The sequence below is a fragment of the Synechococcus sp. MEDNS5 genome, from assembly GCF_014279875.1.
Taxonomy (GTDB): Bacteria; Cyanobacteriota; Cyanobacteriia; order PCC-6307; family Cyanobiaceae; genus Synechococcus_C.
In genome coordinates this window covers 594,414-612,997 of record NZ_CP047952.1, presented here as the reverse complement: position 1 = coordinate 612,997, position 18,584 = coordinate 594,414, and the positions used below count along the sequence as shown (strand labels likewise).

Here is an 18,584-nt window from a genome sequence, read left to right as displayed (position 1 = left end):
CCGCTCACGCTTTCGCGAGCGGCATCAAGGATGTGGGGGATCTCAGAGGTCTCAGAGCCTCAAGCCGACTCAGTCAACGAGCTTGGGATCGATCTCTGCCATGTACCTGGCCTCACAGGTCTTAATGATCTCAACGGCCTTCTCGGTGCCGAAGAATCCGTTCACCGTGCAGGTTCCTGGCTTCTTGAGATCTTTGTAGTGCTCCCAGTAATAGGTGGTTTCCTTTTTCCAGTGATCACCAAGATCCTCGAAGCTCTTGATGTGATCCATGCGCTTGTCGTCAGCCAGCACAGCGATCACTTTGTCGTCGACTTCACCACCATCATCAAACGTCATGATGCCGATGATGCGGGCCTCAACGATTGATCCGGGGATCAGCGGCTCGGTGACGTTGACGATTTCAATATCAAGTGGATCGCCATCCTCATCCCAGGTGCGAGGAATGCAGCCATAGGCGAAGGGATAAGCCAGCGAAGAATAACCAACGCGATCCAGCTTCAGATGACCGGTTTCTGTGATCAGCTCGTACTTGTTGATCGTGTTGGAGTTGAGTTCCACGATCGTGTTCAGACGCAGCTCAGATTCGTCGGCGAAGGCCGGGAGCACATGCAACAGATTGGGCATGCTGCGGCTGGGAGCCTGGTCGAGATTGGCCATTGGAGACGGCATTCAGCGCGGTGATCCTACGGGGGCTGGATCGGCACACTGAAACGAAGCGATCCGATTCCATGCCGTCCCTCTCCCCCTGGGCTCTGTTGCTGCTCGCCATCGGCGCTGAGGTGATCGGCACCTCCTGCCTGAAGGTGTCGGACGGATTCAGCCGTCCATGGCCAACCCTGGTGGTGCTCACAGCCTATGGACTTTCGATGACGCTGATGTCACGGGTGGTGAAGACGATTCCCATGGGCATCAGCTACGCCCTCTGGAGCGGAATCGGCATTGTGGCGATCGTGCTGATTGGCGTGGTGGCCTACCGACAGGTCCCCACAGGAGGTCAGCTGATCGGGATGGGGCTGATCACAGCGGGTGTGCTGATTGTGAATCTGTCGTCTCCCCTGACCAAAGGCTGAAAACAGCGTTGCAGTGACGCCGATCGATGCACAGACATCACACTCCCTGTGGGAACTTCGATGGTGTGAAATGCGTCACCAGCCCATGCTTCGCCTTCGCCGATTCCTGCTGATCGCTGCGAGCGTCGCCGGACTCGCTGTGCTGTTTCACCTGATCCAGGTGCACGGACTTGAGCCGCTGCGCAACCAGGTGGAACGCCTGGGAGTCTGGGCTCCAGTCGGCATCGTGTTGCTCCGCGGAGTCAGCATCCTGCTGCCGGCCTTGCCGAGCACGGCTTACTCCCTACTGGCCGGCGCTCTCCTGGGCTTTCAGACCGGCTTCATCGCCATCGTGATCGCAGATCTTCTGTTCTGCCAAAGCGCTTTTCTGTTGGCGCGCAGATATGGCAGGGGGCCGATCAAACGTCTTGTCGGAGACAAGGCCATGGCCAAGGTGGAAGGATTCAGTCGGAATCAATTGGAGGGAAACCCGTTTTTACTCACGGGTCTTCTGATGACGGGTCTGTTTGATTTTGTGAGTTATGCCGCTGGCCTCGGTGGCACCAGCTGGCGTGCCTTTTCCTTGCCCTTGCTGGTGAGTGTGCTGCTCAGTGATGCCCCGATCGTGGCACTTGGGGCGGGGATTCTCGGCGGCGGCAAGCTTCTCCTGGGCGCAGCCCTGCTCGGGGTGTTCGCCCTGGCCCTGGTCGCCGGGCTGGTGAAGCAGCGTGCCCAGCAGCGAAAGGATGGATCAGCCAGCTAAGCCGAGAAGCGCATCGCTGCGCTCACGGGTTCGGCGCAGAGCGTCTCCATCCGCGTTGAGGTCTTGGCCGAAGGAGGGGATCAGTGCCCTGAGGCGCTCTTGCCAGGCGGCTGTCGCCAGTGGCTCTGAGAAACAACGCTCAAGCACGGTGAGCATGATCGACACTGACGTGCTGGCCCCCGGGGAGGCTCCGAGCAGGGCAGCCAAAGAGCCATCCGCGGAGCTCACCACTTCGGTTCCCATCTGCAGGCGACCGCCTTCAGGCGTTCGCTTGATGATCTGCACACGCTGACCGGCCACGGAAAGAGTCCAGTCCTGCTCCCTGGCTTGCGGAAGGAAATCCCGAAGGGCATCCATGCGATCGGTGCGGCTTTGGCGCAGCTGCGTGATCAGGTAGTTCACCAAGGGGAGGTTGTTCACTCCCACTTGAAGCATGGGCTGCAGATTGCTGATGCGAACCGACTTCGGCAGATCCAACAGCGAGCCCGTCTTGAGGAACTTGCTGCTGAAGCCGGCATAGGGACCGAACAGCAACGACCTTTTCCCATCAATCCAGCGGGTGTCGAGATGGGGAACCGACATCGGTGGTGCTCCCACCTTGGCTTTCCCGTACACCTTGGCGAAGTGATGATCCACAAGTTCCGGTTGCTGGCAGACCAACCATTGGCCGCTCACAGGAAACCCAGCAAAGTCGGCAGCCTCGGAAATCCCACTGCTCTGAAGCAGCGGCAAGGCACCGCCTCCTGCACCCAGGAACACAAATGGAGCCCTCACATGACGGCCGCCGGAGGGACTGCGCAGATCCATCTGCCAATCACCAGACGTCATCTGTTGGGTGCGGCTGCGCCTGAGCCTCTGCACACGGGTGCCGAACAGCACGTCCAAAGCTCCTGCATTCTGTAGGGGTGCCAGCAGCATCTGCGTCAGGCTGCCGAAATCCACATCCATCCCTCGCTGAACACGCGTGGCAGCGAGGGGCTCATGCCCATTCCGTCCTGCCATCATCAGCGGAATCCATTCGGCGATCTCACTGGCATCCGTGCTCCACTCCATCGCTGCAAACGCCGGCAAAGCACTGAGTTGGCGGTGCCGCTGCCGCAGAAACGCCACATCCTGCTCGCCCCACACGAAGCTCAGGTGGGGAACACGATGCAGAAAACGATTGGGTTGAAGGGATCCCAGCTCCGCCAGTGAGGCCCAGAACTCAAGACTGCGTTCAAACGACGCATTGATCGCCAGGGCCTTGTCCGTCGCGACTGATCCGTCATCGCGCTGGGGGGTGTAATTGAGTTCGCAGTTGGCCGCATGGCCGGTGCCGGCGTTGTTCGCCGCGGCGCTGCTTTCCAGCGCTGGGGCCTCCAAGCCTTCCACCATCAGCAGCCTGAGCCTTGGGTCCAGGGCATGCAGAAGCGATGCCAGGGTGGCACTCATGATCCCGGCACCCACCAGCACAGCGTCGTATCGGTCCACAGCACAGAGTCACCCTTCTCCAAGCGTATGGATCAACCTCGACGGGCGCATGCCTACGCTGGGTCTGAACGTCTTGAATCCGGCCATGAGCTCCGAAACGATGCCGCTGACCAGCGAAAACGTGGAGAAGGTGCTCGACGAGCTTCGCCCCTTCCTAATGGCTGACGGTGGCAACGTGGAAGTGGTTGAGATTGACGGGCCAGTGGTGAAGGTGCGTCTTCAAGGAGCCTGCGGCAGCTGCCCCAGCAGCACCATGACGCTGAAGATGGGCATCGAACGCAAAATGCGCGAGTCCATTCCCGAGGTGAGCGAAGTGGTGCAAGTGCTCTAAAGGGTGAACGCCAGGGGACGAATGCGCCGGACCATCTCAAAACGCTTCAGGTTTCTGCTCATTGCCTCGGTTCTGGCAATCACTCTGCTTTTGGGCACACGCGCCATCGTTGATCGCGGCCCGAGTGCGGAAACGATTCACCCTGACGCGATGCAGGAGGAGATGGAAGGCACCGCAGGTCTGGAGGCCGTCCAGCCCTCCGAGGAGCTCATCGCCAAACACCCGTTCATCTATGCGGGTATTCATCTCGACAAGATCTACGAACTCAATCTCAACTCGCGCACCTTCACAGCCGACGGTGAAATCTGGTTGGAGTGGCTCCCCGAGGTGGAGGAGCTACTTGAGCGTTACGACACTGAGCCAGCCGATCTGATTTCACTGACCAATCGCATTGAGACATGGGACTCCACCTTTGAGCCATCCGCTGCAGGGCCGCGGGAGCTCTCGGGAGGACGACATCAGCTGCTCTTCCGCTTCTCGAGTCGGTTCTACGACGATGCGGTGGACTTCCGAAGAGATCCCTTCGATGTGCTGAAGGTGCCGATCATCATCGAGCTCGAACCCCTCTGGACCTCCCAGAAATACGCCGATCTGCGTCTGCTGCCTGCTCCCTCCAACGACAATCTCGTGGGGGAACTGGGCTCCCTCAGCGGCTACCAGCTTCAGGGCGCCAGTTTCAAACCATTTCTACGCCGGAGCTCCAACAGCCTGGGCACCTGGTATCGCCCCCAGCTCAGCCAGGTGCGCTTGGAAGTGATTTATCAGTCGAATCTGTGGCCAGGGATTGTGAACTGGATCATCCCCCTGATGATCATCAATTCGATCGTGCTGATGGCGCCATCGGTGGAGGGAACCCTCTCCGATGTACGCCTTGCCATTCCGTCAACGGCCCTGCTCACCCTGATTTTTCTGCAGCAGTCGTACCACTCCTCCTTGCCGAAGCTTCCTTACACCACCTTCCTCGATGATCTCTTCACAACGAGCTATCTGATTGCCATGGCTCTGTTCGGGTTGTTCACGTGGGGGTACAACACCTACGTGGCTGCACCGGATGAGCAGAAGGCCAGCACCATGCGGCGGATCAATCAAGCCGACACGCGCTTTCAGTACCTCTCCCTGGGCCTGCTGGTGCTGACCGCGGTGATCAGCTGGGGAAGACGATGAACCAGGGAATCGCGACTGCGACGCGGAAGAGCCTTTCAAGCCTGGTCAGCCTGCTGGGCTCGCTGTTGCTCCTCAGCTGCGGGCACCGTAATGAGCCGCAGCACACAGCCACAATCCGCGTTGGCATCCTGCACTCGCGCACCGGCACCATGGCGCTCTCTGAAGCCACGGTGGCCGAGGCGGAGCGTCTGGCGATCGAAGAGATCAATGCCGCTGGCGGCCTCAGGCTCAACGGCCGGGCGGTGCTGGTTGAGGCCATTGAAGAAGACGGCATGTCTGAACCCGCCGAGTTCGCTCGCAAGGCACAACGACTGCTGAACGAAGACAAGGTGGTGGCGATCTTCGGTGGATGGACCTCCGCCAGCCGCAAAGCCATGGTTCCAGTGATGGAGACCAACAACAAGCTTCTGTTCTACCCAGTGCAATACGAGGGACAGGAGTGCTCTCCTGTTGTGGTGTATGGAGGATCGGTTCCCAACCAGCAATCCGAACCGGCCCTGAAATGGATGCTGGACAATCACAGCAAACGGCTGCTGCTGATCGGCTCGGATTACGTCTACCCGAGAACAGCCAATCGCATCATCCGCGCTCAGGCAGCGCGCGCACAAGCGCGTGTGCTTCAAGAGCGCTACCTGCCGCTGGGGAGTGCAGCTGTTGAACCGCTGATCGCAGAGATTCAAGCCGCTCTCAACGCAGGTCCGGTTGTCGTGGTGAATACCCTCAACGGCGACAGCAATATCGCTTTCTTCCAGGCCCTGCAAAAACAAGGATTGAATCAGCGTTCTGAACTCAAGGTGCTCAGCCTTTCCGTATCGGAAGAAGAGGCCATCGCGATCGGAGGACGCAATATCGCCGGCAGTTACGCAAGCTGGAGTTATTTCGAGAGCCTGAAGACGCCGGAATCCACCGCTTTCGCGCAACGCTTCCGGCGACGCTACGGCTACCACCGCGTGATCAACGACCCGGCAGAGGCTGGCTACAGCCTGGTGCACCTTTGGGCTCAGGCGGTGGAGACCTCCGGCAGCCTCGAAACCGACGCTGTGCGCCAGTCGCTCATCGGCAGCCGTTTCACTGCACCCCAGGGTGATCTTCAGGTGAGTTCCAGCCTTCATCTGAGGAAGCGGTCTCTCTTGGCCCAGGCCGACGCCAAAGGGGGCTTCAAGGTGCTGGAGGACTTCGGGTTGATCGAACCCATGCCCTGGAACCCTGACCTTGCAGAGTCAGCGGGGGCAACCTGCGATCACCGGGTGCCGCCCCTGATCAAGGACTGATCACAGGCGGCTGTGTTGAGGCCGGCGGCGGACAGGTGCGCGTGTTGAAGTTGCAGGAATAGATCGTTGCCTTCTGCCAGCTCAGGGGGATTTCGAGCAAATCCCTTGTTCCGGTGATGCCTTGCACCACGAACAACACAGCCGCCAGCACATTGGCGGTGACATGCAACCGCCGCAGGCGCAGGTCACGCTGAATCTCTGGCTGGGCACCGAGAGAAAACAGCATCAGACCCACCACAGCCACACCTGACCAGTAATGGGACTGCCAGAAGGCTGGCGACAAGGGATCGTCGGACAGCCGCCAGACCTCAGGCTGCGCGCCCAGGCCCAGGACCCCGGCCCAGGTGATCAGCACGAACGCGAGCCGCAGCCCCGGCGCCTTGGACACCCACAGCGCCGCCAATCCCGCAAGGGTGCCAGCAAGCACCAGCAGCAACTGCGCAGCCCTCGCGGCTCCGCCCTGAAAGGCCATCAAGGGTTGATCAGTCGCAATCGCCACGGTGAGGGCCACGAGCACCAGCATCACAACACCCACCGCCAGCCAGCGGCCCAGATCACTGTGTTCGCGGCCCACGGTGGGAGGACACTTCAGCGTTTGCAACCGTCGTGCCCGGGTCTGGATCGCCAATCGCACCACCATCCCGATCAAGGGATAGATGATCACCACCGCCAACGCGGGGTGAAGGATGCCGAGCCAGTCGACGGTCGTCATGGCGATCTCTCCACAGCGGCAACGTAGCCATGGATTGAGCACATCCACCGGGTGGGAATCCGCTGATTGCCTTGCGCGTTCTCACCCTTCAACAGGAGGAAGCTGGAAGCAGTCAGCGGAGCTTGTCATGAACCAAAGTCAGTGCCATCTGATCAGGTCGGTGCAAGTCATGGTGAATCAAAAAGACCGCGAAGCCACCTGGGATGCCGTGGAGATCTACTTCAACTGCATCAGCCTTTGCGACCTCAACGACAGAGACTGCACCATCTCCTGCACCCGGCAGCTCCGCGATGCGAGCTGAAGAGGAGGTTCGCGATCATGAGCCTGAACCGCCCCATCCATCCCCCCTCTCCTGAACGCATGCTGAGAGACCTCTGCCCAGCCCTAAGCGGCAAGACCTATTTCAACTACGGGGGGCAAGGACCCTTGCCCGATCCCTCCTTAGATGCGATCACGGCCAGCTGGAAACGGATGCAGCAGCTGGGTCCGTTCACCACGGATGTCTGGCCCTACGTCAGCGCCGAGGTGAACAGCACGCGGGCGCAGCTGGCCATGCTTTGCGGCGTCCCTCCCCATCGCTTGGCCTTAAGTGAAAACGTAACCAGTGGCTGCGTTCTGCCGCTATGGGGACTACCCATCAGCGAAGGCGATCACATCCTGATCGGCGACTGTGAGCATCCCGGTGTGGTGGCAGCCTGCCTGGAACTCGCCCGCCGGATGGGCCTCAGCGTGAATGAGCTTCCCGTGAAGCATCTGCGGGGAGGGCGCAACGATCAGGACCAGACCGACACGGCCGTGCTGGAGGCCCTCGAGCAGCAGCTCACCTCAAAAACCCGCCTGGTGGTGCTCTCCCATCTGCTCTGGAACACCGGACAGCGGATGCCGATCGCCGCCGTCGCCGCCCAACTTCAACAGCACCCTGCCAAACCATTTCTCTTGGTGGATGCAGCCCAAAGTGTGGGCCAAATACCAGTTGATGAGGCCGCTGCCGCCGCAGACATCTATGCCTTTACAGGTCACAAATGGGCCTGCGGCCCTGAGGGACTTGGCGGGGTCGCTCTGTCAGAGCGTGTGCTCCAGGAGTCCAAGCCAACCTTGATCGGATGGCGGAGCCTGCGCGATGAAACCCGAGCGTCCCTCGACGATCCCCATCCTTTCCACGCCGACAGCCGCAGATTCGAAGTGGCCACCAGTTGTGTACCGCTGATGGCAGGGCTGCGCTGTTCCCTGGATCTGCTGGAACAGGAGGGGGGACCAGGCCAGCGCCTGGAACGCATTCGCCTTCTCAGTGAGCGTCTCTGGCAAGAGCTCGCGGCCGTTCCCGGGGTGATGCCTCTGCTCGATGGCCCTCCCGCTGCAGGATTGGTGAGTTTTGCGCTCGACCAGACAGCCACTGCGCTGCAACCGGCGCGGGTGGTGAAACGACTGGGAGATCAAGGCATCTGGATCCGCGACCTCGCCGATCCGAGCTGCCTGAGAGCCTGCACGCATGTGTGCAGCAATGACGACGACCTGCAGGAACTCGTCAACGCCATGCGCCAAGTAATCGGCCCAGTTGAGTAACGCCATCCGCGGCATCATTCGAAGCAAGAAATCCACCAAGGGCGACTGGCTATGGAAATCGCTTCGATCCGAACTGGCACTTCAGGCGAGAACTTTTGAATCAAAACTGACGTGAAGAGAACAGAACTTAGAGCCGCTGCTTTCCGTGCTGCAGTGGGCCTGCTGCAGAGCGCTCGTGATCCAGAGCATCTCAGCACCCATGTGTTCCGATTGCTGCAGGTCGTTGATGGAACCCCGCTCGCCCGCAGCAGTTTTGAAGCGCTGGCTCTCGACTCACACCACATCAAAATCGCCGCGGAGCGATACCAACCAGCTTGGCCTGAGGCAGAGCAGCGCCGCCGGATGCCACCCGACAGCCTGGGGGCTTGCCTTCAACGCCGATTTGATGCAGAGGGGCTGAATGATCTACCGCCCAGCTCGAATCAAGGAGATCAACCCTGGCAGTACCTGGCAGAACGCCTTCGACGCACCCATGATCTACACCATCTCATCCTCGGAGTCCCCGACAGCACTGCCGGGGAAATGGTGACAGCCAGTTTCTACGCCTGCCGCTACCGCAATGCTGGAGCCGTTGCTGTCGTCGGCGCCTGGATGACCCATGGACTACTGCAACCAGAGGAGCACGACTTGATCTGGCGAGCCCTGCGTTTTGGAATCATCTTGGCTCAAGACTGGCATCAGCCACTGCTGGCTGTGCGCTGGGAGGAGAACTGGGAACGATCAGTGCCCGCTTGGCGTGATCTCCTTGGGCTCACTCCATTCCTGGAGTCTTCGCCTTTCCCCAAAGAACGGGATGCCTGGCTCGCGACCTCGCCGATCCGAGCTGCCTGAGAGCCTGCACCCACGTGTGCAGCAACGACAACGACCTGCAGACCCTCGTCAACGCAATCTGCCACGTCAACGCGTTAGCAACGTAACGCCAAAGTGACGCAAGCGTTCATTGCTAGCTTTGGTCCGAATGGGCTGATCCATTGCTGGAACCCTTCGTCAGCCAGCCCATCCCGTGGCTCGCCGTCGTTCTCGCGATCCTTTCAGCCTTTCTGATGGGATTCGGCCGCAGTGGCCTGGGCACCGGAGGATTCATCGCCTCACCCCTGATGGTCTTCGCCATCGGCGCTGTGAACGGTGTCGCCGTTGTGGCGCTACTGATGCTTCCAGCAGCCCTGCTCGGTGTTTGGCAACATCGCGCGGGAGCGCGACGCACTCTGCTCCTGCCCCTCTTACCCAGCGCAGCGATCGGAACTGCTATTGGCGGGCTAATCCTCTGGGGCCTGGTCTCCAGCGGGGAGGAAGCCGAGGTGCACCGGCGCCTCGAACTGCTCGTGGCTTTGCTCTGTCTGGTGTATGGCCTGCTGTTGGTCCTAAGGGACAGGCTGGCGCACCTCGGCGGAGGAGCTGGAGCCCCCCGCGCCAGCGGCCTCGTGCTGATGGGATCCGCGGTGGGTATCAGCCAAACCGTGAGCAACACCGGCAGCCCGCTGATGACGCTCTACTTTCTGCGCCACGGGCTGAACCGAGGGACCTTTGTGCCTGCCCAGCTGAGTTACATGCTGGTGCAGAACATCCTCAAGCTGATCCCTCTGATCAGCCTGGGACTGCTCACTCCCATCAACGCGACCGCCGGCTTCTTCTTGATTCCAGTCACCCTGGCTGGCAGCCTTGCTGGAAAACGATTTTTCCTGAAGGCCTCAGAAACCCAGTTCTTCCGTCTCTATGTGCTGCTGCTCGTGATGGGATTTGCAGTCAGCATTGGGTTGCTGATCGGCCGGCTTCCATGCCTGCGTGTTGTGGACACGCTGATCTGAAAAGCGATCTCACCGCCAGTGGCGCAAAGCTTGCTCTGCCTCTTCCCGATCATCGAAATGCACTTTTTCGGTGCCGAGAATCTGGTAGTCCTCATGCCCTTTGCCGGCGATCAGAACCAGATCACCGCAGCGCGCCTGCGCGATCGCCAAGGCAATGGCCTTGGCACGATCCACCTCAACCTGACGCTCGGCAACGGCGGGTAGACCCTCCACCACATCCTCAAGAATCTGGCCTGGATCCTCCGTTCGCGGGTTATCAGAGGTCACCACCACCCGGTCCGCCAGCTCAGCAGCGATGGCCGCCATCTGCGGTCGCTTGCCCCGGTCGCGATCACCGCCGCAGCCGAACACGCAGATCAACTGCCCCCTCACAAAGGGACGACAGGCCTCCAGTGCGTTGCGCAAACCATCTGGTGTGTGGGCATAGTCCACAAGCACGGCGGGATGATCCTCTGCGGCTGAGCCAGTCACAACAACCCGTTCCATCCGCCCTGGCACGCCGCGGAAGGAAGGAAGAGAGCGCAACAGCAGTGCCAAGGGCAATCCCTGCTGGAGCAGGGCACCCACAGCTTGCAGAAGATTCATCAGATTGAAGCGTCCCACCAGCGGTGAGTGGAACCGGCCTTCACCCAGAGGCGTGACAAGCAATCCATCCACGCCATTGGACGTCATGCGCAAGTCGCCCATGGTCAAATCAGCTTCGTGCTCAAGACTGCATCGCCAGGCTCGCTCACCCAACCGATCCGCCAGCTGCCGGCCCCAGGGATCATCCACGTTCACCACCGCCCTGGGCCCCTCACCCACCAGATAGGGCGAGGCGAACAACAGGGCCTTGGCCTCGAAATAAGCCTCCATCGACGGGTGGTAGTCGAGATGGTCCTGGGTGAGATTGGTGAAGACGGCTCCCGAGAAGCGACATCCCGCCACGCGCTGCTGATCGAGGGCATGGGAGCTGACTTCCATGGCTGCCACCTGGGTTCCCCTTTCCAGGGCTTCCGCCAGCTGAGCCTGCAAGCGATCGGCCGCCGCTGTGGTGTGCGTGGCGGTGAGGCTGTGGCCGGGCCATCGATTCACCAGGGTTCCAAACAAAGCAGCAGGCCGACCGCAAGCCTGGCTGAGATGTTCAATTAGGTGGGTGGTGGTGGTTTTGCCATTGGTGCCGGTCACACCGATCAACTCCATACGCATGGAGGGCCGCTGCCAGAAGGCCGACGCCAACTCACCAGCCCAAAAGGCCACGGGATCTGGCACCACGAGAACGCAGTCTCCAGGGCCGGGTGGATGCTCAGCGGCAGCCTGTTCACCGATCAGAACTGCAGCAGCACCATCCGCCAGCGCTTGTGGCCAGAAGCTGCCTCCATCAACCCGTTCTCCAGGCAGGCCAATGAACAGGCTGCCCTTGCCAACACAGCGAGAATCACAGGTGAGTGCTGTCACCGTTGCATTCGCCACCCCAGCAGGCACAGGCAAACCCACAGAATTGAGCAGGGCATGGAGCGTCTGCGTCATCACCAATCCCTGAATGAGAGATCGTTCTAGACCGATCCTGCAGCGCTGGCGCAGACCCGTTGCAACCAGCTGAACAGTCCCTCCCCGGAAAGACGAGGAGACACCCGCGGCAAGGGGCTGCTGTTCAGAGCCAGAACTGGAACCTCGAGGTCATAACGAGCCTTCAGACCAGGTTCCACCCCAGGGGCATCAATATCCACCACCTGCAGAGCAAGGGGAGGCTCAAGAGCTGTGAGGTCAAGGGCATGAAGCCGCTGCTCAAGCCCTTCACACAGACAGCAGCCCTGGCGGCTGTAGAGCGTCAACACATGAAGCATGGAAGGGTGAACCACAAGCCGATCAATCCGGTACGGGGTCACACCCGCAGGGGGTGAGAGGGTGGCAACGGCTGACTCTGCGCAACGTGAGCCAGCCGCCCCGCCAGGGACCATGTCGCTGAATCGCCTCGAGCCCGTAAGCGCTGCAGCTCGGGATGAAGCGGCAGCGAGGGCCGAGCAGCGGCGAAAACCAGCGGCGGTAGAAGCCAATCAGGGTCAACATCACCTGAGCGAGCGCACGATTGATGCGCCCCGCAAAGAAGGTGTTCCGATCGCCAGATAAGATGGCTGATTCGTGCATGTTGATCGCGATGCTGACACTGCGTTCAGCATGGCGTGCCAACGGCGCGAAGGTCCAACCATTCCTTCCCCTATGTCTCGTTACCGCGGCCCTCGTCTGAGGATCACGCGGCGCTTGGGAGACCTCCCCGGTCTCACCCGGAAGGCCGCAAAGCGGTCCTATCCCCCCGGTCAGCACGGCCAAGCCCGTCGCAAGCGCTCTGAATACGCGATCCGTCTCGAAGAAAAGCAAAAGCTTCGCTTCAACTACGGAGTCTCCGAGCGTCAGCTCGTGCGCTACGTGAAGAAAGCGCGCGCCCAGGAGGGTTCCACTGGAACCAACCTGCTCAAGCTGCTCGAGAACCGTCTCGACAATGTCTGCTTCCGCCTTGGCTTTGGACCCACCGTCCCCGGCGCCCGTCAGCTGGTGAACCACGGACACGTGACTGTGAATGGTCGTGTCACCGACATCGCCAGCTACCAGTGCAAGCCCGGCGATGTGATCGCCATCCGTGAGCGCAAGTGCAGCAAGCAACTGGCTGAAGGCAACCTGGAATTTCCAGGACTGGCCAACGTGCCCCCGCACCTGGAACTCGACAAGCCCAAGCTCAACGCCAAGGTGGTGGGCCGCTGCGAACGCGAGTGGGTCGCCCTGGAAATCAACGAACTGCTGGTGGTGGAGTATTACTCCAGAAAGGTCTGACCTGCACTCACCAACTGGCTTTTGGAGCCACTCCAAGAGCCTGGCACTCCTCCTGCTCCCACGACTGTTGGCGGGCAGGAGTTTTTTTTTGATCTTGCCCGATTCAGCGCAACGACTCGGCACTTTTGAGAGATTGCTCCAGATGGCTGACCTGGTGCTCAAGGGTCGCTTCGCGTTGTTTCAGTTCGAGCTCTCGCTCGTAAGCTTGCTCATCCATCTGCGCGCGACCACCATTCATCATCTCTGAATAGGTCAGGGCTCTCAGCTTTCCAGGGAGCACAGATGGGTCAACCATTCACAAAATCCACTAAGGTCAGTGACACAATGGCGAGACCGTGAAATTTCGCGCCATGTTGAATTGATTTTTACCATTAGCTCCATCGTTCGGCACGACCTCCCTACAAAAAAGTTCTCCGAATGATTCGCGCCACACCATTGACCAACGAAGGCAATCCCCTTGACCAGCGCCGTCACCAAAACTTTGCCATCAACACCACTAAGGCGCATTGATTTAAATATCAAGCCTTACATGGCAAGTGACAACAGAATTGCCTCATGGCAGATTATCAATACAGCCGTTCCCTTAGTCCTGTGCTGCATTGCGATCGCTAAAACCACCGAACAGCTAAACGTGTTGTCGTTGATATTAACGCCAGCTCTGTTCGCCTTAATCATTTTATTTTTAAGCAGAAGCTTCTCATTAATGCATGACTGCGGTCATCACAGCTTATTCAAGTCTAAAACTGCTAATCGCTCTGCCGCATTCTTACTGAGCATTTTCCATGCAATGCCGCACCACCCCTGGTCAAGAGGCCATGCCTTCCACCACAAACACAATGGCAATTGGAATCGATACAGAGGCCCGTCGGCTTTAACGACGCGTCTCGAATACGAGAAAAAGAGCAAGAATTCTCAGCTCCTCTATCAAGCACTGCGCCACCCATTAACTCTTTTCCCTGGAGGCTTTTACTACTTAGTGATCAAGCCAAGAGTGGCATTGCTTTTGGGGTTTATTGAATTGATGGCCAATGGAATCATTGATGGGTTTCGAAAAATTTCTAACAGAAAGTTATTCAATCCATTTACATTTATCAACGATCACAAATCCAGCTTCTTCTACACAAAAGAAGAGGTTTACGACACACTTGCCAATACCATTTGCATCTCGCTCGCGTGGTGGTGGATAGGAAGCGCAATCGGATATTGGCACTTCTGGATTCTTTACACCTTAATCATGAGCACAAGCGCAGCAATCATGATTGCTGTCTTCTTTGTTCAGCACAACTTTCCTGGCTCTTATGCGAGTGACGAAGATCATTGGAGTTATTTCAAAGGAGCTATCGATGGTTCATCGTTTCTTATCATGCCTCCTATTCTTAACTGGTTTACCGCCGATATCGCTTATCACCACGTTCACCACCTGTCAGAAAGGATTCCCAACTATCGCCTCCGCCATTGCCACGAAGACCGACAAAACAATTTTGAAGGAGTCAAGAGGCTCCGGCTAGATCAGCTCTGGGACTGCTTCTCGCTCATCCTTTGGGACAATGAGACGCTGCAACTCGTCTCCGCAAAACAATCACTCAAGCGTTGATTTCATTGGTCAGCGAATGAGATTGGCCTTAAAGAAACCAAGACCTAAACCAAAACCTTTCGGCTTATCTTCGAGGAAGGTGATCGCAAGTTCAAAATCCATCAACCCTGCCTCTTCAATGAATTCGCGAGAAAGCTTGCCCTCTCGTTGTTCGAAATAGCGAGAGTGAATTGCTTCTTTGTTCTCGCTCAAAAAAGAAACGATTTCGCTGAGAACGTGATCTCTCCACTCGTCTTTCTGGGACTGCAAAGGGTTCTCAGTCACGATGACGCCTGAACACGGGGCCTGACCCTAATGGGTTCGCAAAGACCATTTCCTAGCCTTACAAGCTGAGCGGAGTCACCCCTTGCAGCATCCCGCGATCGCACCCGCTGATGCCACCCGTGCCATCCATCACGGCGAGAGCTTCGCGGATGACACCGGCACGGTGATGCCGCCGATTTACGCCACCTCCACCTTCGCCCATGGCAATCCCGGAGGCTTTGACTACACCCGTTCAGGCAACCCCAATTTCCGCATTCTTGAAGGTGTGCTGGCCTCGGTGGAACGGTGCGACCACGCCACCGTGTTCGGCTCGGGGGTGAGTGCGATCACAGCCATCGCCTCCACCCTCCAACAGGGAGACCTGGTGCTGTGCGAGGAGAACCTCTACGGCTGCACCGTGCGTTTGTTCGAACAGGTTTTCGCCAAATTCGGCGTGCGTACTGAATGGGTGGATTTCACAGATTCCTCATCACTAACAGCAATCACCGAGCTCCAGCCCGCCATGATTTGGCTAGAGAGCCCAACCAACCCGCTGCTCAAGGTGATTGATCTAGAAGCGGTCTGCAGCGCAGCCCGCAGCGTTGAGGTGCCTGTTGTGGTCGACAACACCTTCGCCACAGCCCTGGTGCAGCGCCCTTTACAGCTGGGTGCCACGCTCTCGCTCACCAGCACCACCAAATACATCAACGGGCATTCCGATGCCCTCGGAGGTGCCGTCTGCACAGATGCCCCTGAATGGCATGAGCGCATGGTGTTCGCCCAGAAGGCTCTGGGCCTGATGCCGTCTCCCTTTGACTGCTGGTTGATCACCCGCGGCATCAAAACCCTGCCACTGCGGCTGCGCCAACAGATCGAAAACGCGGCTGCACTGGCCGACCATCTGGCCGACCACCCCCAGGTGGAATGGACCCGCTATCCCCATCGCTCTGACCATCCCCAGCAGGCTGTAGCCCTTAGACAGATGCACGGCGGTGGAGCCATTGTGACCATCGGTCTAGAGACCAGCCGAGAACAGGCCTATGCGGTATGCAAGGCACTGCGCTGGTTCACCATGGCGGAAAGCTTGGGGGGCGTGGAGAGCTTGATCTGCCACCCCGCCACCATGACCCACGCAGCTGTGTCCCCTGAAGTCAAGAGCAAGCTGGGCATCACCGACGGGTTGATCCGTTTGTCAGTTGGCTGTGAAGACGTCGCCGACCTGATTTCAGATCTCGATCAGGCACTAGCGACGCTGTGATGAGTCCGCGCAACCTGTTGGAGGATCCCTGCTGGCAGGGGCACGACCTCGGCCATCCCCTGCCGGATGCCATCCATGCGGTTTCCGTCGCGCTGCCCCGCTGGAGCGACGTGATCTCCTACGAGGAGAACGAGCCCTCGTGCCGTGCGGCGCTTCGCGCTGTTTACCCGCGCTTCGGACTGCATCCACTGGTCAGGGAACTGGCGGATCTGGCACTGAAGGAATCTGGCTGGGCGTCGTCAACTGGATTCAGCAGTTGGCCCTATCCCAGTGAAGCCGCGGCCAAAGCAGCCGCGAACCATTGCCAACGAAAGGCCCCGGACGGCTTCAGCACGATCCAAACGGTGCGGGGAGTGCCCTGCCTGGTCGCCGATCCGATCAGGACGATGGCCGCGAAAGCCTTCTGGCAACACACGGGCCTGGGTGCATCGTCGCGCCTGGCGGCCATCGCCCTGGGCGAGGAGGCTTCGCCTGATGCGGCGATCGCCAAGGCGGCCCTGAACACGCTGATTCAACGCCTGGCTGGGATCTACGGCTGCCAAGAGAGCGCTATCAGCCTGCATCCCTCCGGGATGGCGGCACTGCACCGGGCGCTTCAACGCATCGAAGTCCTCCATCCCGGGCGGCCGGTGCTGCAGATCGGCTTTCCCTATGTGGATGTGCTCAAGCTGCCCCAGGAGGTCTTCAGCGGAGCAGAGCTGCTCCTCGACGACGCACCCTCACAAGTGAAGACGGCCTTGGATCGCCTCCAACCGGGAGCCATCGTGGTGGAACTGCCGAGCAACCCTTTGCTTCGCTGCGTGAATCTGCCCGACATTGCAGCGTTGGCCCACGAACGGGGGATCCCGGTGATCGCCGATGACACGATCGGCTCGGGACTCAACATCAATGCGCTCCCCCATGCGGATCTGGTGTTCAGCTCCCTCACCAAAAGCTTTGCGGGACGGGGCGATGTGATGGCAGGGAGCCTGGTGATCAGTCCATTTTCCCCCTGGTGGGAGAGCTGGGCCCGGAGCAAGGCATCAGCTCAGGCCGTTGCGGATCTCGCAGGCGCCGACGCCATCGTCCTGGAACAGGGCAGCCGCGATGTAGCCGAGCGTGTTGCCAAGCTCAATGCCAACACTCAGTCACTGGCGGCAAAGCTTCAGCAGCATCCCGCCGTCGCCCAGGTGTTCCATCCGGAACGCTGCGAGAGATTCAACAGGCTTCGCCGTTCCGAGGGAGGCCATGGTTGCCTGCTGTCGTTCACGCTGAAAGAAGGAGCTGAGAAGGCAGCACGGGTCTACGACGCCCTGCAGGTTTGCAAAGGACCCAGTCTCGGCACCGCATTCACCCTGGTCTGCCCCTACGTGCTGCTGGCCCATTACGGGGAATTGCCCTGGGCCGAGACTTGCGGGGTTCCCTCACACCTGCTGCGGGTGTCTGTGGGACTAGAAGATCACGACGAACTCTGGAGCCGTTTCGATCGGGCCCTTTCGGCCTGACCTGAAGATCCTCTTAACAGCAGCAATCAAGACGTGATGAGCTCTTTAAAATTGGCGGACTAGAAACGCCTTCACCGACATGTCACGCGTTTACGCCGACAACAGCCAGGCCATCGGCAACACGCCGCTGGTGCGTCTCAATCACGTCACCAAGGGCTGCAAAGCCACCGTGCTCGCCAAGGTTGAGGGTCGCAACCCTGCCTACAGCGTGAAGTGCCGCATCGGCGCCAACATGATCTGGGACGCCGAAAAGCGTGGGGATCTCACCGAAGGCAAGGTGATCGTGGAACCCACCTCCGGCAACACCGGCATTGCCCTGGCCTTTACCGCCGCAGCGCGCGGATACAAGCTCGTGCTCACCATGCCCGAGTCGATGTCCATCGAACGTCGTCGGGTGATGGCCGTGCTCGGCGCAGAGCTTGTGCTCACCGAGGCCGCCAAGGGCATGCCCGGTGCCATTGCCAAGGCCAAGGAAATCGCCGCTACCGACCCAGCCAAATACTTCATGCCCGGGCAGTTTGAGAATCCTGCCAACCCTGAAATCCACTTCAAAACCACAGGGCCTGAGATCTGGAACGATTGCGATGGAGCCATCGATGTGCTGGTGGCCGGCGTCGGCACCGGCGGCACGATCACCGGCGTATCCCGTTACATCAAAAATGAGGCTGGCAAGGCGATCGAGTCCGTGGCCGTGGAGCCCAGCCACAGCCCCGTGATCACCCAGACCCTCAATGGCGAGGAGATCAAGCCTGGCCCCCACAAGATCCAGGGCATCGGTGCTGGTTTCATTCCCAAGAACCTCGATCTCTCCGTGGTCGACAAGGTCGAGCAGGTGACGAACGAGGAGTCCATTGACATGGCTCTGCGCCTCGCCAAAGAGGAGGGTCTGCTGGTGGGAATTTCCTGCGGTGCCGCTGCAGCCGCGGCCATTCGTCTGGCGGAGAAAGATGAGTACGCCGGCAAAACCATCGTGGTCGTCTTGCCCGACCTGGCCGAGCGTTACCTGTCGTCCGTGATGTTCGCGGATGTGCCCACCGGCATCATCGAACAGCCTGTAGCTGTCTGATCG

The 18,584-nt window shown here is 59.5% G+C and carries 22 protein-coding genes; 14 read left to right on the top strand and 8 right to left on the bottom strand.

The annotated features are described in order from the left end of the window. Window positions 1–69: 69 nt before the first annotated feature. Window positions 70–657 (bottom strand): inorganic diphosphatase, encoded by a 588-nt coding sequence (locus SynMEDNS5_RS03015; protein ID WP_011932517.1) that lies wholly within the window; start codon window positions 655–657, stop codon window positions 70–72. A 71-nt stretch (window positions 658–728) separates the two neighbouring features. Here SynMEDNS5_RS03015 and SynMEDNS5_RS03010 point away from each other — a divergent pair, with 71 nt between their 5' ends. Then, on the top strand, window positions 729–1,070 hold the full coding sequence (locus SynMEDNS5_RS03010; RefSeq protein WP_186584222.1) for a multidrug efflux SMR transporter: 342 nt from the start codon (window positions 729–731) through the stop codon (window positions 1,068–1,070). Window positions 1,071–1,155: 85 nt separating this feature from the next. Next, a complete protein-coding gene (locus tag SynMEDNS5_RS03005) occupies window positions 1,156–1,812 on the top strand; it encodes a TVP38/TMEM64 family protein (protein ID WP_186584221.1) in 657 nt (218 codons plus the stop codon). Here SynMEDNS5_RS03005 and SynMEDNS5_RS03000 read toward each other — a convergent pair. Then, window positions 1,801–3,282: a malate:quinone oxidoreductase gene (locus SynMEDNS5_RS03000; protein WP_186584220.1), complete on the bottom strand. Its 1,482-nt coding sequence runs from the start codon at window positions 3,280–3,282 to the stop codon at window positions 1,801–1,803. The genes SynMEDNS5_RS03005 and SynMEDNS5_RS03000 overlap by 12 nt on opposite strands. A gap of 85 nt (window positions 3,283–3,367) precedes the next feature. Between SynMEDNS5_RS03000 and SynMEDNS5_RS02995 the strand changes: the two genes are divergently transcribed. From SynMEDNS5_RS02995 to SynMEDNS5_RS02985, 3 genes are read left to right on the top strand one after another with little or no spacing between them, the layout of a single operon-like run. Next, on the top strand, window positions 3,368–3,613 hold the full coding sequence (locus SynMEDNS5_RS02995) for a NifU family protein (protein ID WP_186472709.1): 246 nt from the start codon (window positions 3,368–3,370) through the stop codon (window positions 3,611–3,613). A 21-nt stretch (window positions 3,614–3,634) separates the two neighbouring features. After that, a complete protein-coding gene (locus tag SynMEDNS5_RS02990) occupies window positions 3,635–4,777 on the top strand; it encodes a hypothetical protein (protein ID WP_186584219.1) in 1,143 nt (380 codons plus the stop codon). Continuing rightward, window positions 4,774–6,048: an urea ABC transporter substrate-binding protein gene (locus tag SynMEDNS5_RS02985; RefSeq protein WP_186584218.1), complete on the top strand. Its 1,275-nt coding sequence runs from the start codon at window positions 4,774–4,776 to the stop codon at window positions 6,046–6,048. The genes SynMEDNS5_RS02990 and SynMEDNS5_RS02985 overlap by 4 nt, the downstream gene beginning before the upstream one ends. On the opposite strand, the gene SynMEDNS5_RS02980 is transcribed toward SynMEDNS5_RS02985, so the two are convergent. Beyond that, window positions 6,038–6,760, bottom strand: coding sequence for a DUF4079 domain-containing protein (locus SynMEDNS5_RS02980; RefSeq protein ID WP_186584217.1), 723 nt, complete (start codon window positions 6,758–6,760; stop codon window positions 6,038–6,040). The genes SynMEDNS5_RS02985 and SynMEDNS5_RS02980 overlap by 11 nt on opposite strands. 127 nt (window positions 6,761–6,887) lie before the next feature. Between SynMEDNS5_RS02980 and SynMEDNS5_RS02975 the strand changes: the two genes are divergently transcribed. The 4 genes from SynMEDNS5_RS02975 to SynMEDNS5_RS02960 all read left to right on the top strand — a co-directional run bounded on the left by SynMEDNS5_RS02975 (window position 6,888) and on the right by SynMEDNS5_RS02960 (window position 10,128). Beyond that, on the top strand, window positions 6,888–7,061 hold the full coding sequence (locus SynMEDNS5_RS02975) for a hypothetical protein (protein ID WP_186586038.1): 174 nt from the start codon (window positions 6,888–6,890) through the stop codon (window positions 7,059–7,061). A 17-nt stretch (window positions 7,062–7,078) separates the two neighbouring features. Continuing rightward, complete coding sequence (locus tag SynMEDNS5_RS02970; protein ID WP_255440268.1) at window positions 7,079–8,323, top strand: aminotransferase class V-fold PLP-dependent enzyme; 1,245 nt, start codon at window positions 7,079–7,081, stop codon at window positions 8,321–8,323. Window positions 8,324–8,434: 111 nt separating this feature from the next. Further along, window positions 8,435–9,154 carry a Coq4 family protein gene (locus SynMEDNS5_RS02965; RefSeq protein WP_186584216.1) on the top strand — a complete coding sequence of 240 codons (720 nt, stop codon included), beginning with the start codon at window positions 8,435–8,437 and terminating at the stop codon, window positions 9,152–9,154. Window positions 9,155–9,294: 140 nt separating this feature from the next. Next, window positions 9,295–10,128, top strand: coding sequence for a TSUP family transporter (locus tag SynMEDNS5_RS02960; RefSeq protein ID WP_186584215.1), 834 nt, complete (start codon window positions 9,295–9,297; stop codon window positions 10,126–10,128). 9 nt (window positions 10,129–10,137) lie between these two features. Here the strand turns inward: SynMEDNS5_RS02960 and SynMEDNS5_RS02955 are convergent, their stop codons facing one another. Genes SynMEDNS5_RS02955 through yidD form a run of 3 tightly spaced genes read right to left on the bottom strand, consistent with a single transcriptional unit; the run spans window position 10,138 to window position 12,255 of the window. Continuing rightward, on the bottom strand, window positions 10,138–11,637 hold the full coding sequence (locus tag SynMEDNS5_RS02955; RefSeq protein WP_186584214.1) for a UDP-N-acetylmuramoyl-L-alanyl-D-glutamate--2,6-diaminopimelate ligase: 1,500 nt from the start codon (window positions 11,635–11,637) through the stop codon (window positions 10,138–10,140). A gap of 26 nt (window positions 11,638–11,663) precedes the next feature. Next, on the bottom strand, window positions 11,664–11,954 hold the full coding sequence (locus SynMEDNS5_RS02950; protein ID WP_186584213.1) for a glutaredoxin family protein: 291 nt from the start codon (window positions 11,952–11,954) through the stop codon (window positions 11,664–11,666). 22 nt (window positions 11,955–11,976) lie between these two features. After that, on the bottom strand, window positions 11,977–12,255 hold the full coding sequence (gene yidD, locus SynMEDNS5_RS02945) for a membrane protein insertion efficiency factor YidD (RefSeq protein WP_186585803.1): 279 nt from the start codon (window positions 12,253–12,255) through the stop codon (window positions 11,977–11,979). A gap of 72 nt (window positions 12,256–12,327) precedes the next feature. Between yidD and rpsD the strand changes: the two genes are divergently transcribed. After that, window positions 12,328–12,936 carry a 30S ribosomal protein S4 gene (gene rpsD, locus SynMEDNS5_RS02940; RefSeq protein ID WP_011932503.1) on the top strand — a complete coding sequence of 203 codons (609 nt, stop codon included), beginning with the start codon at window positions 12,328–12,330 and terminating at the stop codon, window positions 12,934–12,936. 103 nt (window positions 12,937–13,039) lie between these two features. Here the strand turns inward: rpsD and SynMEDNS5_RS02935 are convergent, their stop codons facing one another. After that, window positions 13,040–13,231 carry a hypothetical protein gene (locus tag SynMEDNS5_RS02935; RefSeq protein ID WP_186584212.1) on the bottom strand — a complete coding sequence of 64 codons (192 nt, stop codon included), beginning with the start codon at window positions 13,229–13,231 and terminating at the stop codon, window positions 13,040–13,042. A 162-nt stretch (window positions 13,232–13,393) separates the two neighbouring features. Here SynMEDNS5_RS02935 and SynMEDNS5_RS02930 point away from each other — a divergent pair, with 162 nt between their 5' ends. Further along, entirely contained in the window at window positions 13,394–14,530 is a 1,137-nt protein-coding gene (locus SynMEDNS5_RS02930; RefSeq protein ID WP_255440267.1) for a fatty acid desaturase, read from the top strand. Window positions 14,531–14,539: 9 nt separating this feature from the next. On the opposite strand, the gene SynMEDNS5_RS02925 is transcribed toward SynMEDNS5_RS02930, so the two are convergent. After that, complete coding sequence (locus SynMEDNS5_RS02925) at window positions 14,540–14,794, bottom strand: hypothetical protein (RefSeq protein ID WP_186584211.1); 255 nt, start codon at window positions 14,792–14,794, stop codon at window positions 14,540–14,542. An 82-nt stretch (window positions 14,795–14,876) separates the two neighbouring features. Here SynMEDNS5_RS02925 and SynMEDNS5_RS02920 point away from each other — a divergent pair, with 82 nt between their 5' ends. From SynMEDNS5_RS02920 to cysK, 3 genes are all read left to right on the top strand, one after another. After that, on the top strand, window positions 14,877–16,031 hold the full coding sequence (locus SynMEDNS5_RS02920) for a PLP-dependent aspartate aminotransferase family protein (RefSeq protein WP_186584210.1): 1,155 nt from the start codon (window positions 14,877–14,879) through the stop codon (window positions 16,029–16,031). Then, window positions 16,031–17,515: a PLP-dependent transferase gene (locus SynMEDNS5_RS02915; protein WP_186584209.1), complete on the top strand. Its 1,485-nt coding sequence runs from the start codon at window positions 16,031–16,033 to the stop codon at window positions 17,513–17,515. The genes SynMEDNS5_RS02920 and SynMEDNS5_RS02915 overlap by 1 nt, the downstream gene beginning before the upstream one ends. Window positions 17,516–17,594: 79 nt before the next feature. Further along, a complete protein-coding gene (cysK, locus tag SynMEDNS5_RS02910) occupies window positions 17,595–18,581 on the top strand; it encodes a cysteine synthase A (RefSeq protein WP_186584208.1) in 987 nt (328 codons plus the stop codon). The last annotated feature ends 3 nt before the right edge of the window (window positions 18,582–18,584 follow it).

Coding starts and splice junctions, on each gene's coding strand:
- SynMEDNS5_RS02975 (WP_186586038.1), top strand. CDS start 6,888: ATGAACCAAAGTCAGTGCCATCTGATCAGGTCGGTGCAAGTCATGGTG.
- SynMEDNS5_RS02985 (WP_186584218.1), top strand. CDS start 4,774: ATGAACCAGGGAATCGCGACTGCGACGCGGAAGAGCCTTTCAAGCCTG.
- SynMEDNS5_RS02950 (WP_186584213.1), bottom strand. CDS start 11,954: ATGCTTCATGTGTTGACGCTCTACAGCCGCCAGGGCTGCTGTCTGTGT.
- SynMEDNS5_RS02990 (WP_186584219.1), top strand. CDS start 3,635: ATGCGCCGGACCATCTCAAAACGCTTCAGGTTTCTGCTCATTGCCTCG.
- SynMEDNS5_RS03010 (WP_186584222.1), top strand. CDS start 729: ATGCCGTCCCTCTCCCCCTGGGCTCTGTTGCTGCTCGCCATCGGCGCT.
- SynMEDNS5_RS02935 (WP_186584212.1), bottom strand. CDS start 13,231: ATGGTTGACCCATCTGTGCTCCCTGGAAAGCTGAGAGCCCTGACCTAT.
- cysK (WP_186584208.1), top strand. CDS start 17,595: ATGTCACGCGTTTACGCCGACAACAGCCAGGCCATCGGCAACACGCCG.
- rpsD (WP_011932503.1), top strand. CDS start 12,328: ATGTCTCGTTACCGCGGCCCTCGTCTGAGGATCACGCGGCGCTTGGGA.
- yidD (WP_186585803.1), bottom strand. CDS start 12,255: ATGCACGAATCAGCCATCTTATCTGGCGATCGGAACACCTTCTTTGCG.
- SynMEDNS5_RS02970 (WP_255440268.1), top strand. CDS start 7,079: ATGAGCCTGAACCGCCCCATCCATCCCCCCTCTCCTGAACGCATGCTG.
- SynMEDNS5_RS03005 (WP_186584221.1), top strand. CDS start 1,156: ATGCTTCGCCTTCGCCGATTCCTGCTGATCGCTGCGAGCGTCGCCGGA.
- SynMEDNS5_RS02955 (WP_186584214.1), bottom strand. CDS start 11,637: ATGACGCAGACGCTCCATGCCCTGCTCAATTCTGTGGGTTTGCCTGTG.
- SynMEDNS5_RS02980 (WP_186584217.1), bottom strand. CDS start 6,760: ATGACGACCGTCGACTGGCTCGGCATCCTTCACCCCGCGTTGGCGGTG.
- SynMEDNS5_RS02915 (WP_186584209.1), top strand. CDS start 16,031: ATGAGTCCGCGCAACCTGTTGGAGGATCCCTGCTGGCAGGGGCACGAC.
- SynMEDNS5_RS03015 (WP_011932517.1), bottom strand. CDS start 657: ATGGCCAATCTCGACCAGGCTCCCAGCCGCAGCATGCCCAATCTGTTG.
- SynMEDNS5_RS02995 (WP_186472709.1), top strand. CDS start 3,368: ATGAGCTCCGAAACGATGCCGCTGACCAGCGAAAACGTGGAGAAGGTG.